Annotated in this window: 10 protein-coding genes; 8 read left to right on the top strand and 2 right to left on the bottom strand. The window is 46.4% G+C overall.

Annotated features, from left to right (window positions below):
- Positions 1 to 725: 725 nt before the first annotated feature.
- On the top strand, positions 726 to 1,607 hold the full coding sequence (locus K0O23_RS15310) for an MBL fold metallo-hydrolase (RefSeq protein ID WP_219878315.1): 882 nt from the start codon (positions 726 to 728) through the stop codon (positions 1,605 to 1,607).
- Between the two features lie 79 nt (positions 1,608 to 1,686).
- Here the strand turns inward: K0O23_RS15310 and K0O23_RS15305 are convergent, their stop codons facing one another.
- Positions 1,687 to 2,727 carry an SDR family oxidoreductase gene (locus tag K0O23_RS15305; protein ID WP_219878314.1) on the bottom strand — a complete coding sequence of 347 codons (1,041 nt, stop codon included), beginning with the start codon at positions 2,725 to 2,727 and terminating at the stop codon, positions 1,687 to 1,689.
- A gap of 208 nt (positions 2,728 to 2,935) precedes the next feature.
- Positions 2,936 to 3,991, bottom strand: coding sequence for a ferrochelatase (gene hemH / locus K0O23_RS15300; RefSeq protein ID WP_219878313.1), 1,056 nt, complete (start codon positions 3,989 to 3,991; stop codon positions 2,936 to 2,938).
- A gap of 164 nt (positions 3,992 to 4,155) precedes the next feature.
- Here hemH and hemN point away from each other — a divergent pair, with 164 nt between their 5' ends.
- The 7 genes from hemN (at position 4,156) to ccoG (ending at position 14,720) form a co-directional block, all read left to right on the top strand.
- The gene (hemN, locus tag K0O23_RS15295) at positions 4,156 to 5,535 is read left to right on the top strand and encodes an oxygen-independent coproporphyrinogen III oxidase (RefSeq protein WP_317195701.1); all 1,380 of its coding nucleotides are present in this window, start codon (positions 4,156 to 4,158) and stop codon (positions 5,533 to 5,535) included.
- A 440-nt stretch (positions 5,536 to 5,975) separates the two neighbouring features.
- On the top strand, positions 5,976 to 8,381 hold the full coding sequence (locus tag K0O23_RS15290; RefSeq protein WP_219878312.1) for a heavy metal translocating P-type ATPase: 2,406 nt from the start codon (positions 5,976 to 5,978) through the stop codon (positions 8,379 to 8,381).
- A gap of 42 nt (positions 8,382 to 8,423) precedes the next feature.
- A complete protein-coding gene (gene ccoS, locus K0O23_RS15285; protein WP_219878311.1) occupies positions 8,424 to 8,612 on the top strand; it encodes a cbb3-type cytochrome oxidase assembly protein CcoS in 189 nt (62 codons plus the stop codon).
- Positions 8,613 to 9,384: 772 nt separating this feature from the next.
- Positions 9,385 to 11,514 (top strand): cytochrome-c oxidase, cbb3-type subunit I, encoded by a 2,130-nt coding sequence (gene ccoN, locus K0O23_RS15280; RefSeq protein ID WP_219878321.1) that lies wholly within the window; start codon positions 9,385 to 9,387, stop codon positions 11,512 to 11,514.
- 107 nt (positions 11,515 to 11,621) lie between these two features.
- On the top strand, positions 11,622 to 11,816 hold the full coding sequence (locus K0O23_RS15275; protein ID WP_219878310.1) for a hypothetical protein: 195 nt from the start codon (positions 11,622 to 11,624) through the stop codon (positions 11,814 to 11,816).
- Positions 11,813 to 13,018, top strand: coding sequence for a c-type cytochrome (locus K0O23_RS15270; RefSeq protein ID WP_219878309.1), 1,206 nt, complete (start codon positions 11,813 to 11,815; stop codon positions 13,016 to 13,018). The genes K0O23_RS15275 and K0O23_RS15270 overlap by 4 nt, the downstream gene beginning before the upstream one ends.
- Before the next feature lie 295 nt (positions 13,019 to 13,313).
- The gene (gene ccoG, locus K0O23_RS15265; RefSeq protein ID WP_219878308.1) at positions 13,314 to 14,720 is read left to right on the top strand and encodes a cytochrome c oxidase accessory protein CcoG; all 1,407 of its coding nucleotides are present in this window, start codon (positions 13,314 to 13,316) and stop codon (positions 14,718 to 14,720) included.
- The last annotated feature ends 93 nt before the right edge of the window (positions 14,721 to 14,813 follow it).

Genomic DNA, 14,813 nt, shown 5'->3' with positions numbered 1-14,813 from the left:
CTCTTGCTGAGCTCAACGGCCATCAGCTTGAACTCCTTGTCAAATCTTCTTCTCTCTTGTGACATAGCGTTAAGGTATTAAATTTTCGCTTAACTTAATGTCCGGATAAAGGTAGCAACTCCATCCCGATCCTTTCAAAGGAGGACTTTTTAGCAACTACCAATTCATTTGTCATCCTGAAAGGATCTTGGTTAAAGGGAGGTTAAGCAGTAGCTACCAAGTATAAACTTAAGTTAGCGTAGCGGCGAAATGACCCCTTGAGGCAGGCCGTATCATTTCTTCTTTTTTTCCTTTCCTTGACTCAAGCATTCACGTCCCGAAGTAAGTCCTGGACCTTTGACTCGTGACCGGTTATTGCCTGGTCCTCCGGGCCAGTTGAGTCATAGACTTAACATTACTGCTTAATCACGAATCTGAAGATTCACGCCAGAAATTTTAGAATGAAACGACACTACCTTCTAACGGTAACGAAGTTTTATTTTGAATTGCTTTGACTCTCAATGTTTTAATTGCAAATCCCTTAACCAGTCCATAGTTTCTTCAACTCTTCAGGAATCAAAAGCGACTATAGCCTGTTCAAAATCGGGGTTTATACTTTTAATTATACCACAGCCCGGCGCAAAGTATAATTTTAGGAAATTTTTTCTGATAAAGTATAAATTTAGCCCTCCAGAACAGGTTTTTAAGCTTGATGAATAGCTTGGAATCAGCTTACTTTGTACTACATGCACTTACATATAACATCCCTTAACTCTGGCAGCAACGGCAACTGCTATTATATTGGTAACGAGCACGAAGCTGTACTGGTGGATGCCGGAATATCATGCCGCGAAACAGAAAGACGTATGGCACGATTGGGGCTTTCTATGAGCAAAGTGAAAGCCATCTTTGTGTCGCACGAGCACTCAGACCATATAAAAGGCATACCAGTGCTGGCCAAAAAGTATAAGCTGCCGGTTTACATCACACCCCATACGTTGCGCAGGGCCAGGTTTGAAGAAGTGGCTTTCCCGGTGCACACGTTTAATGCCCAGGAGCCGGTTAAAATAGGGAATCTGGAAATCATTGGCTTCCCAAAGCTGCACGATGCTATTGACCCATACAGTTTTATCATCTCTTACCAGGGCACCAAGGTAGGTGTGTTTACGGATATTGGGGCACCCTGTGAGCAATTGATCCATTACTTCAGCCAATGCCATGCGGCTATTTTGGAGGCAAATTATGATGAGGTGATGCTGGCTGAGGGCTATTACCCATATCATCTTAAGAGAAGAATAAGCGGCGGCAAAGGGCATTTGTCTAACCGGCAGGCGCTAAACCTGTTTACGGCTTACAAGCCAGCATACATGAGCCACCTGTTGCTGGGGCACCTCTCCAAAAATAACAACTGTCCCAAATTGGTGGATGATTTGTTTAACGAGCATGCGGCAGGAACTAACATAATGGTAGCCTCACGCTACGAAGAAACGCCGGTGTTCAGGATTTCCAGCAGCGACGATGTTGGCGTAGACCCGGCTGTTCCGTTTATAGCGAAGCCAGTTGTTAGAGCCAGAAGTAAACCAATGAAAGGCAAAGCAGTTCCGGATAACCAGTTACAGTTATTTTAAAAAGTAATGCCTTAAAAAACAAGAGGCGCCATACTTCAAAGTATGGCGCCTCTTGTTTTTTTAAGCTTTCTATAGTTTATTATTTCTTTTTATTTACAAGATCCCGGTCTAACTTCTTCAGGCTGTTTTTACCTAACAAGGCAAGCGCAGCAGCACTGGCTGTGGCAATGGCAACGCCTGTAATCACCGGATTTATCTTCGCCCTGGTGTACACGCTCTTTTGCACATGGCCATCGTAGTTGCCGTAAATTTCGCCGTCCTGGCCAGGATGGTGCAATGAGCCTTCATGATGGTGGGCTGGCTCATTCTTTTTCTGCTGTTTGATCATCATGTTCTCGCCTACCCAGTCCATTACCCCTGGAGCATACTTGTTCATGCTGCTCATTATTTTACCACCGCTACCTATAAACAAATCACGTTGCGGATGTGTAGCAGCGTAAAGTATGGCATCGGCCACTTCTTCGGGCTGGTAAACTGGAGGCGGTAGCGTAGGCTCCTCGTCCATGTAGTTGCGGGCATGTTCGGTATAAGGCGTGTTAATGGCAGCCGGTTTTATAAGTGTAACTGATATCGGTGCATTATCATCTTCCAGTTCCATGCGCAGGGCATCTGTAAAGCCTTTTACGGCATGCTTGCTGGCACTGTACATGCCCTGTATAGGAATGGCTACATCAGAAAGCACACTGCCTAAGTTAATAATAGCGCCGCCGTTGCGTGATTTCAGGTGTTGTGCGGCTGCAAGCGAGCCGTAAACCAGCCCCCAGAAATTGGTGTCGAAAAGGCGGCGGTTGTCTTCATCGCTTACCTCTTCCAGCCGTCCATAAATAGACACTCCTGCATCGTTTACCCAAGTGTCGAAACCCCCGAAACGACCAATAGCGGCATCTGCTATCTTATGTATATCTTCCTGGCGTCCGACATCTGCCACAACGTAAATTGCTTGTCCGCCTTCGTTTTTAATTTGCTGTTCTATTTTAGCCAGCGCATCGCCGTTGCGTGAAGCCAGCACTACTTTGGCTCCTTTCTTAGCTGCTTTGAGAGCCGTTGAAAGTCCGATGCCGCTGGATGCTCCTGTGATCACGATCACCTGATCGTGCAATGGTTTAAGTGATAAAGCCATAGGTATTAAGTTTATTTTAGGTTATAAAATGTTTAAGGGTTAACCCTGGAGTCAACCCTGTAAGTTATGAGTGCATACGCAGTTTGGACCTATTACAGCTAATACGCTCCTAATTAATACCTTGCTTTGGCTAATTTATAGAAATTGGTTTGGTGCAATTATACACTTGAGTAAATGGCAAGTATAGATACTTATTCAGCAAGTATAACTAAGCTACTTTAAGTGCCTGGCTATGCTTTACTGCTGTTTCAGTTACCAGTTCGTGCAGGCAATCTATCCATAGTGGAATGGTATTCAGGCTTTCTGCCAGTTGCCAATGCGCGCCGCCATGCGCTTCGAAAAGCTCTTTATACTCTCTGCCAACTTCTACTGTGGTTTCCAAGCAGTCAGCGATAAAAGAGGGTGCGAAAGCGAGTACTTTCTTTATTCCTGTGTTTGCCAGTTGCTTTATTACATCGTCGGTATAAGGCTGTATCCAGGGAGAGTTGCCCAAACGCGATTGAAAGGCCACCGTGTAGTTGTCCGGTGAAATGCCCAGCTCCTGCGCCATTAAGCGCGTGGTTTCGTAGCATTGTGCCCGGTAGCAGTATTTGTTTCCTGCATGGTAGTGCGTGGCACATCTTCCTTCTTCACAGCTGCTGTAGGTATCATCTTTATGTAGCTGTCGTTCAGGCAAGCCATGGTACGTAAATACATAATGCTCATACTTTTCGGCTTCCATGTACTTTCTGCCAACTGCGGCAAACGCTTCTATGAATTTTGGGTGATCTGTAAAGTTGTTGATAAACTTAAGCTCCGGCATTATTTGCCAGCCCTGCATCAGCTCCATCACTTTTTGATACACTGAGCCTGTTGTGGCAGAGGCATACTGCGGATAAAGCGGCAGCACGATCAGCTTTGAAACACCAGCTTGTTTAAACGATTTAAGTGCCTCCTGAATAGACGGGTTCTGATACCGCATGCCCAATTTTACAAGGTAATTTTCTCGTAAAGACTGCTGTAAAAGATCTACCACCTGGTTGCCGTATACTTTAAGCGGAGATCCCTCTGGTGTCCAGAGTTCCTGGTATACTTTAGCAGACTTTGGTGTACGGGTAGGGGCAATGATCAGGTTTACAAGCGGCCAGCGCTGCAGATATGGAATATCGATCACCCGTTCATCCATCAGGAATTCGCGCAGGTACTTACGCACATCTGCTACCTCAAAAGAGTCGGGGGTGCCTTGGTTTACCAATAATACGCCTGTTATATCCGAATTAATCATGGTCTTTTTATTAGATTATTCCTGCAAAATTAAGCTTGGGTTACTTTTGCAGGTATGAGCCTTATCAATGCAAAAGATGACAAATATCACCATCTGGCCTGTTTACAGTCATTTATGTGCTGGCTGCTTTCTGAGAAATTTGCAGTAGTAAATAATCGCTTTTGATGATGAACGTAAACGAACAGCAGGAATACCTGATACAGAAGTATAATGTACCGGCACCACGTTACACCAGTTACCCCACGGTACCTTACTGGGACAAGGAGATACCGGCTGCGGCACAGTGGATGGATGTAGTAAAGTATACTTTTGCGGAGTCTAATGCTGCCAAAGGAATCAGCCTTTATATACACCTGCCATTTTGCGAAGTGCTTTGTACCTACTGTGGCTGCAACACGCGCATCACCAAAAATCATAGCGTAGAGGAGGGTTACATACAGGCCATACTTGCTGAGTGGGGTTTATACTTGCAGCAGTTTTCAGAGAAACCGATTATCCGGGAGTTGCACTTGGGTGGAGGCACGCCAACATTTTTTAAACCGGAAAACCTGCGCAAGCTGCTGGAGGGAATTTACGAGGGAGCCATACTTCATCCTGAGAAAGAATTCAGCTTTGAAGGACATCCGAACAATACGACTACAGCGCACCTGGAAACGCTTTATGACTTAGGCTTTAGAAGAGTAAGTTTTGGCATTCAGGACTTTGATCCGAAAGTGCAAATTACCATTAACCGCATTCAGCCTTACGAAAACGTAAAACACGTAACCGATGAGGCTCGCAGGATTGGTTATGACTCAGTGAATTTTGATTTGATCTACGGCCTGCCTTACCAAACGCTTCAAAGCGTAAGCGAAACAATAGACAAGGTGGCTGAACTGATGCCGGACCGTATTGCTTTTTACTCTTATGCGCACGTGCCGTGGGTAAAGCCGGGCCAGCGCAGCTACTCTGATAAAGACCTTCCTGATAATGCAGAGAAACGCGCGCTTTATGAACTGGGGCTAGAGAAATTTAAAGCCTTAGGTTACACTGATATCGGCATGGATCATTTTGCCTTGCCACAGGATGCCCTTTATAAAGCCTGGGAGCAGAAAGAGTTGCATCGGAATTTTATGGGCTATACTACCTTTCAAACTGATCTGTTAATTGGCCTGGGTACCTCATCGATCAGCGATGCAAAGTATGGCTATATGCAAAACCTGAAGAAAGTAGAAACCTACAAAGAAGCTGTGCTTAACGGTGAGCTGGCAATACTTAAAGGCCACTTTTTAACACAAGAAGACCTAAGGCTGAAAGAGGCTATACTTGAAATTGCCTGTAGGAGTGAGCTTTATCTGGATTTAGGTCTGTTAAGTATGCTCAATGATGAGGCCATTGACCAGCTGAAAGAGATGCAGAAAGAAGGCATTATTGAACTGGAAAACCACAGGTTAACTGTAACTCCTGTTGGTAAGGCTTTTACCCGTAACATATGCATGGTTTTCGATCTGAGGCTAAGGCAAGCAGCGCCGTACGAACAACAGGTGTTCAGCAAGGCCATTTAAGACAACAAAGTTAGACATAGTGTTTTGATAGGAATGCCCCGGTGCTTTATGTGCTGGGGTGTTTTGTTTTGCTAAGTATGTAATCTGCAGCACCTAGTCCAACCACCCCTGCCCCTCCTTATCCAAAAACACTTAAAATGGAAAAGCAGGCCACAAAGTAGCCTGCTTTTAAAACGGCCAGGGAGGCCGAATGTATACCATATACTAAACTAAACTCTATATAAAATGCTGCTTTATACTTTCAGGCCAACCAGCGCTAGGGCAGGTTTATACTTTCAAGTCTCAAGTAAAGCTCCCGTAAATCTTTTAATACAACACTACAAAAGTATACGATTGTCAGGTAGGTGCCATTGACATAAATCAACACCATAACTGACACTTATCATCATTTAAGGAAGTGCGCCTAAGTACTTTTGTATCAGACTAAAAAGACAATTGAGATGGAAGCCGCACTCCAAACCAATATTCAGACTTGCTACCATTGCGGGGATGCTTGCGTGGATGAAGTGATCGTAGCACACGACAAAGCTTTTTGCTGCGCCGGGTGCAAAACCGTTTACGAATTACTCGAGGAAAATAACCTCTGCACTTACTATAACCTGGAGCAGAATCCGGGCATATCAGGTAAAGCGCAGGCATCTGATGCCCGTTTTGCTTACCTTGACGATGCCGGGGTAGAAGCACAGCTTGTCAATTTCAAGAACGACGACATCTGCAAGCTAACGTTCTATGTTCCGCAGATGCATTGCAGCTCCTGTATCTGGCTGCTGGAGAACCTGTTCAAACTAAATTCGGGTATCTCGGAGTCTACGGTAAACTTCCTCCGCAAAGAGATCTCGCTAACATACTTCCATCAGAAAACCACCCTGCGCGAAGTGGTAACTTTACTGGCCCGATTAGGCTACGAACCGGAGATTACCCTGGCCGATACCGATGGCAAAAAAGTTAAGAAGCAGAGCCACACTATAATCTATAAATTGGGTATTGCAGGCTTTTGCTTTGGTAACGTTATGTTGATGGCATTCCCGGATTACCTGGCGGTTGCCGATGATCTGCAGCGCACCTTCGGCTCTTTCTTTGGCTACCTGAGCCTTATACTTTCTATTCCTGTGCTGTTCTATAGTGCCCGTGGCTTTTATACCTCGGCTTGGGAGGGTCTGAAGCAGCGTTTCGTGAACATAGACTTCCCGATCGCACTTGGCCTGACGGCGCTTTTCTTTGTGAGCTTGTATGAGATCACAACAGGGACTGGCCCGGGTTATTACGATTCGTTTACGGGCCTTGTGTTTTTTATGCTGATCGGTAAATATTTCCAGCAGAGAACTTACGATTCCCTTTCTTTCGACAGAGATTATACTTCTTACTTTCCGGTGTCGGTTACGGTGCTGAAAGACGGGGAGGAAACTTCTATGGCAGTCAGAAACTTAAAGATCGGGGATAGAATACGGATCCGTAACCAGGAGCTAGTGCCAGCCGATGCCATACTTCTGAGAGGTACTGCCATGATTGACTACAGCTTTGTGACCGGTGAGTCTGAACCAGAGGAAAAAGTAGCCGGTGAGATCATTTATGCCGGTGGCCGACAGGTAGGAGAGAGCATTGAGGTAGAGGTGGTAAAAGAAGTATCGCAGGGCTACCTGACACAGCTCTGGAACGATAGCGCCTTCTCTAAAGAGGAGAAGCACTCTTCTGTTGCAACTTACGCAAATAAAGCCGGTCAATGGTTTGTGATCGTCACCGTGATTGTCGCCATCGGAACCCTCTGGTATTGGGTACCGCGCGATACGGATATGGCCATGCGTGCCTTTACGTCTGTGCTGATCATTGCCTGCCCATGCGCCTTATCGCTGGCTACGCCTTTTGTGCACGGCCATACTATGTGTGTGTTCGGCAGGAATAAATTCTACCTTAAAAACACCTCTGTAGTAGAGAGTCTTGCTAAAATAGACACTGTAGTGTTCGACAAAACCGGTACGCTTACCGAGCCAAGTGCAGCCGAGGTAACCTACACAGGCAAAGCTTTAACAGCAGAGCAGGAGCGAAGTATACTTTCGGTACTGCGCCACTCTACGCACCCGCTAAGCCAGCGCATCAGTGAGAATCTAAAAGAGGCTCCTTTGAATGTGGAGCATTTTCAGGAGTTTGCCGGTAAGGGTTTGAGAGGTGAAGTAAACGGCCATTTGATAAGAGTTGGTTCTGCAGCCTATTTAGGTGTGCCTTCAGATAAAACCACAGATACGCTTAAGACTACTGTTTATGTGTCGTGGAATGGCATGTTGCTGGGTTATTATACTTTTTACAACGTGTACCGCGATGGATTGAAAAGTATATTACATGACCTAGGTGACAAAAAAATAGCCGTACTATCCGGCGATAATAACCACGAAGAGGCAAGGCTGCGCGAACTGCTAGGGCCAGAGGCAGAGCTGGTATTTAACCAGTCACCGGTACAGAAGCTGGAAAGTATACAGGCGTTTCAGGCCATGCATCATAAAGTGCTGATGGTGGGCGATGGACTGAATGATGCCGGAGCCCTAAAGCAAAGCGATGCAGGTATTGCGCTGACCAACAGCGTTACCAACTTTTCACCGTCCTGCGATGCCATTTTGGACGCAACAGCCTTTGATAAGCTAAGCAAGTTTCTGGCCTTCTCTAAAAAGACCATGAGCCTTATACTTGCCACTTTTGCTGTGTCGCTGGTTTATAACGTGATAGGTCTAACGCTGGCCGTACAGGGGCTTTTCTCCCCAATCGCCTCTGCCATACTTATGCCGATCAGTTCGCTTAGTGTGATTGTTTTTGCAACGCTTTCTGTGAAGTTTGCCGCTAAGAGAGCAGGGCTTTGATCTAATTACTAATTCATAATTATTAATTAATAATTAAATAAAATGTACATCATCTTTTTAATGATAGCCATAAGCGTAACAGTAGCGGCAGCTTTTCTGGGAGCTTTCCTATGGGCAGTTCGCTCCGGCCAGTACGACGACGATTACACGCCATCCGTGCGCATGCTGTTCGATAATGAGGTAGCTCCAACTGGTAAAGGTAAGGATGCCAATAAACCGCAGGGAGCTTAAGTTTATACATTAGAAGTACTGGTTTACCCCACCCTGGCCTCCCCTAGAAATAGGGAAGGGTAGTTTGAATGGATTCCATTTTTCCTGTCATCCTGAAAGGATCTTGGTAGAAGGGAGGTTAAGCCTTTGCTATAACACACCCCTGCCCCTCTCAAGAGGGGAATTGTGCTATTGATTTAGCCAAAGTATAAGCTTCTTAGTTGTGGCCATTCCTCGGACAGGTCGCGACCTGTCCCTACGAATCAGAATTTATACTTTCTTTCCTTCTCATTAGCCGCTTGCAAAGAAGTGTCAATCTCAGTCCTTGGGTTGAGCGCCTTCTAGGTTTCCGGTGACGAGCGCAAGTGAGGCATTGCGACGTAGGAGCAAAGGAAAGATAGACAGCGCGATGCCCGAGGACGAGGCCTCCCGGCTTGAGGGCACCAAAGCCAAAGGTGAAACCATGAGCTAGTAAGACTGAGGAGCAGCAGGAGCTCGATAGAAAGGCGGAAAGCCACTCACCAAGGCTTAATAACCAACGCTATAAACCTTATTCCAATACCCTACTCCCCCTGCTGATATCAATCAATCCCTATACTGACATTCATCATCTTTTCCGAACTCATACTTACCGAATTTTGAACCGTCGATAATTGCTTTTTTTCATCGACCTCCTTCACAGGAAAAACATCAAAACAAATACAACACTTAAACAAAACGGAGGACACCGCACATGTCAACTAATGTAGCTGAAGTCTTAGAGAATGCGCCCGATCGGGTTGTGCCGAAGGGTATGGACCGGGGCGTGACCGACACGTTCTTTTATGATAATAAAATCGTTCGGGATTTTGGTATAGCCACCGTGTTCTGGGGCATTGCCGGTATGCTGATAGGCGTGATCATCGCCTTCCAGCTGGCAAACCCGGACGTGAACATGGGTAACCAGTACACCACGTTTGGCCGTGTAAGGCCGCTGCACACCAATGCAGTGATTTTTGCCTTTGTGGGTAACGCCATCTTTATGGGTGTTTACTACTCGTTGCAGCGCCTTTGCAAAACCCGCATGTATTCAGACCTCCTCAGCAAGATAAATTTCTGGGGCTGGCAGCTGATCATTGTTTCTGCGGTTATCACGCTTCCGTTAGGTATCACAACATCAAAAGAATACGCTGAACTGGAGTGGCCAATCGATATTGCCATTACCCTGATCTGGGTGGTATTTGGCTGGAACATGTTCGGTACGATTGCAAAGCGCCGTGAGAAGCACATGTATGTTGCTATTTGGTTCTACATCGCCACGTTCTTAACGGTAGCAGTACTGCACATTGTAAACTCTTACGAGATGCCGGTTAACTTCTTAAAGAGCTACTCTGGTTATGCAGGTGTGCAGGATGCGCTGGTGCAGTGGTGGTATGGCCACAATGCGGTTGCGTTCTTCTTAACAACGCCGTTCCTGGGCCTGATGTACTATTTCCTGCCTAAGGCTGCAAATCGTCCGGTTTACTCCTACAGATTGTCTATCATACACTTCTGGTCGCTGATCTTCATATACATTTGGGCTGGTCCGCACCACTTACTTTATACTTCATTGCCAGACTGGGCACAGTCGCTGGGTGTAGTATTCTCTATCATGCTGATTGCTCCAAGCTGGGGTGGTATGATCAACGGCTTGCTAACACTGCGTGGTGCCTGGGATAAGGTGCGCGAAGAGCCAGTACTTAAGTTCATGGTGGTTGCTATTACGGCTTACGGTATGGCTACGTTCGAAGGTCCGATGCTGTCGCTTAAGAATGTGAATGCCATCGCGCACTTCACCGACTGGATCGTAGCGCACGTGCACGTGGGTGCCCTTGGTTGGAACGGCTTCCTGACTTTTGCCATGCTATACTGGTTGTTCCCACGCCTTTATAAAACTGAGCTATTCTCTAAGAAGCTTGCTAATACACACTTCTGGTTAGGTACGCTGGGTATACTTTTCTATGCCATTCCAATGTACTGGGCTGGTTTTACACAAGGTTTAATGTGGAAACAGTTTACAGCAGAAGGTACTCTGCAGTATTCTAACTTCCTGGAGACTGTGTTGCAGATCGTGCCGATGTATTACCTGCGTGGTATCGGTGGTATATTATACTTAGGCGGTGTGTTCCTGATGGTATACAACCTGTATAAAACTGCCAAGTCTGGTAGCTTGGTTGCTAACGAGAAAACTGAAGCTCCGGTAATTGTACCTACAGTATCTAACAATGCCGGTCACTGGCACAGATGGATTGAGAAACGCCCTACGCAAATGGCTATCTGGGCAACTGTTGCGATTCTGATAGGTGGTCTGGTAGAGTTTATACCTGCCTTCGTGATCAAATCTAACGTGCCGACCATTGCCAGCGTGAAGCCTTATACTTCGCTGGAGCTGCATGGCCGCGACCTGTACATTAAAGAGGGTTGCGTTAACTGCCATACGCAAATGGTTCGTCCGTTCAGATCAGAAACAGAACGCTACGGCGAGTACTCTAAAGCAGGTGAGTTTGTGTACGACCACAACTTCCTGTGGGGCTCTAAGCGTACCGGTCCGGATCTTCACAGAGTGGGAGGTAAGTATCCGCACAGCTGGCACTACCACCACATGATGGACCCAACCTCTATGTCGCCGGGCTCTATTATGCCGGCTTACCCATGGTTGTTTGAACAGGAAGTAGACCTGAGCACGACACAGGATAAATTGAAAGTGCTGAAAAAGCTGGGTGTGCCTTACGAGGAGGAATACATCGCCAATGCCAATGAAGAGCTGATGAAACAGGCAAACGGCATCGCGGCTGATCTGAAAAAAGAAGGCATCGAGGTAAAGGCTGAGTCTGAGATTGTGGCCATGATTGCCTACCTGCAGCGCCTGGGTACAGATATCAAAGTGAAGGAAACGCAGGAGTAATTAAATCAACACAAGTATCACGTATCACTACACACGACTTACCCAAAGTATAAAGTCGTGATACATGGTTCGATATACGTGATACGAGTGTCCAAATTCAAGAAGCTATGTATAAAAATGTTTTGCAAGCCATAGACGGCATCGAAATATATCCGCTGATCTCATTCACCATCTTCTTTGTGTTCTTTCTGGGGTTGATCGTGTATGTGATACTGATGGATAAAAAGTATGTGAAGGCAATGAGTGCCATCGCATGCGAAAATGAAACCGAAGACACCACTTTTGAAGGTTTAAGACAATGATCTCTCTAAAGAAAGTATTAGGTAAAAGCAGCCTGGCCCTGGTAGCTGGTCTGCTATTGGCAGGCACGCCAGCAGTACAGGCGCAGGATGCCGTTGCCGGGAAGGCCGTATTTGAAGGTAACTGTACTGTATGCCACAGCATGGATGCAGATATTGTTGGGCCTGCTTTAAAAGACGTGCACAAGCGCCGCGGTGATGAGTGGCTGGCCAAGTTCATTAAAAACTCCCAGCAGCTGGTTCAGTCTGGTGATAAAGATGCCGTTGCAGTATTCGAGAAGTTTAACAAAGTGCCAATGCCGGCCTTCAGCAGTTCACTTTCTGAAGACGATGTGGCGAACGTAATTGCCTATATTAAAGCAGAAAGCGAGAAGCCTGCCGAGGTGGCAGTGGTTCCGGAAACAACAACTGCCGACCCAAATGCAACAGTAGAGGCAGAGCCAGCCGAGGTAGCTTTCATGGATCTTCCGCCGGTGCTGCTGTTCACGTTTGCCCTGGCTGCAGTTATTATCCTGCTAACGGTCATGGTGCTGGTAATGCTGTTCCGCCTGTTCGTGCCCATGCTCGGCGACTCTATTTACGATGAGGATTTCAAAAGCTCACTGGCTGGTCGTGTGCTGTTTTTAATGCATGGTGATTCTACACTGGTTACAGGCGAGGCAAAAGACCACATTCACTCCGATCACGATTTCGATGGTATTCAGGAATATGATAACGACCTGCCACCATGGTGGAAAGCTATGTTCTATGTTACCATCGTGTTTGGTATCGGCTATATGTTGCACTACCACGTGTTCAGAACAGGTACCTTGCAGGGTGAAGAATACGCCATGGAGATGGAGCAGGCTGCAATACTTGCCGCTAAAAATGCCGATGATCCGAATGCGGTAACTAACTACGAAGTATTGACGGATGCTGCTGCCATTGAGTCTGGCAAGGCGCTTTACAACACAAACTGTGCTGCCTGCCACGGTACCGAAGGACAGGGTACAGTTGGCCCTAACCTGACGGATGAGTACTGGCTGCACGGTGGTGATGTGAACGATATCTTCAAGACCATTAAGTATGGCGTACCGGCTAATGGCATGGTGCCTTGGCAGGGTAAACTTACCAAAGACCAGATTCTGGAAGTATCCAGCTACATCATAAGCATACAAGGTTCTAACCCAGCCAATGCAAAAGAGCCGCAAGGCGAAAAAATGTAACTACCTTTTTATAAAGTGTTTTTGAAAAGCTGCAGGTGCTGATGAGTGCCTGCAGCTTTTTTGCTTTTTACTTTTATGTGATGTGTGAGGCGCATTCTAAAGCCGCTGATGACTACAATCACCACAGATGGTGACATTGGTCATCTTTTAAAAGGTTGTGTTTACTGAATTTTGTAACAGAAATTTTGAGAAATGAAGATGAGCAGGTGAAGCTACTCGCTCTACTCACTCATTCAAAATTCAGTCATTCATAACTATAACAGGCAGGATTAATATCCGCACAAATTAAACTGCCATGGCAAGCAAAGTACAAACGGCTCCAGATGAGTTCCGTGACCACATCTCTACAGTAGATGAAGAGGGTAAACGCGTCTGGGTGTACCCTAAAAAGCCGAAAGGCAAACTGTACAATTACCGCAAATATGTAAGCTACTTACTGCTGGTTTTACTCTTTGCCGGACCCTTCACCAAGATAAACGGCTTACCGTTGCTCATGCTTAATGTGGTGGAGCGTAAGTTCGTGATCTTTGGCGTGCTGTTCTGGCCGCAGGATTTCTTTATAATGGTAGTGGCATTCCTGACGATGGTAGTTTTCATCATCCTTTTTACGGTGGTTTACGGGCGTATCTTCTGTGGGTGGGTCTGTCCCCAGACGATCTTTATGGAGATGGTTTTCCGCCGCATAGAGTATGCCATTGAAGGTGATTATACTAAGCAGCGCGCTTTGGATAAAATGCCTTGGAACGCTGAAAAGATAGGGAAGAAGAGCGCTAAGATCACTATTTTCCTGCTGATCTCCTTCCTGATCTCTAACCTGTTTCTGGCTTACATCATCGGGATAGACGAACTACAGAAGATAATTACAGATGGGCCGCTGGAGCATAAAGCTGGTTTTGGTGCGCTGCTGCTTTTCACAGGTGCTTTCTTCTGGGTTTTTGCCTGGTTTCGTGAGCAGGTTTGCACCATTGTGTGCCCTTATGGCCGCTTACAAGGTGTAATGCAGGATAAGAAAACAGTAGTCGTTGCTTACGACTACGGCCGTGGTGAACCGCGCGGCAAACTGCGCAAAAACCAGGAACGCACCGAAGGCGACTGCATCGACTGCCACCAGTGCGTACAGGTTTGCCCGACTGGTATCGATATACGCAATGGAGCACAGCAGCTGGAGTGTATTAACTGCACTGCCTGTGTCGACGCCTGCAACGACATTATGCGCATAATCGAAAAGCCGGAAGGCCTGATTCGTTACGAATCTGAGCAAGCACTTGAAACTGGTAAAAAGTGGACTTTCTTTACGCCGCGTGTAATGGGTTATACTGCTGTGCTAGCCATACTTTTAACGGCGCTCACCACACTGCTTCTAACCCGCGACGATGCTGAGGCAACTATACTTCGCACACCGGGCCAGCTGTACCAGAAAACAGAGCAGGGGCACATCAAGAACCTTTACAACATCTCTGTGATCAACAAAACAAACCACGAGATGCCGCTCACCCTGAAGCTGATCGATAAGGAAGGTACTATAAAAGTGATTGGTAACGAGCTTATACTTCCGGCACAGGGCATCGCAGAAGGTGTGTTCTTTACCGAGATAGCCAAAGCAGACCTGACCGGCATGAACTCCGAAATTGAGATAGGAGTGTACCACGGCGATGAACTGATCACTACTACTGACACAAAGTTCTTAGGCCCGGCAAATTAGATCTTAGACATAGGACAAAAAGACAAAAGACTTATTGTAAGCCAAGTCATCTCAATAGTTCGATCAACGAACAACGATTGACGAAAAACGAAA

It is taken from the genome of Pontibacter aydingkolensis, from assembly GCF_019443125.1.
GTDB lineage: Bacteria > Bacteroidota > Bacteroidia > Cytophagales > Hymenobacteraceae > Pontibacter > Pontibacter aydingkolensis.
This window is presented reverse-complemented; position numbering and strand designations above follow the sequence as displayed.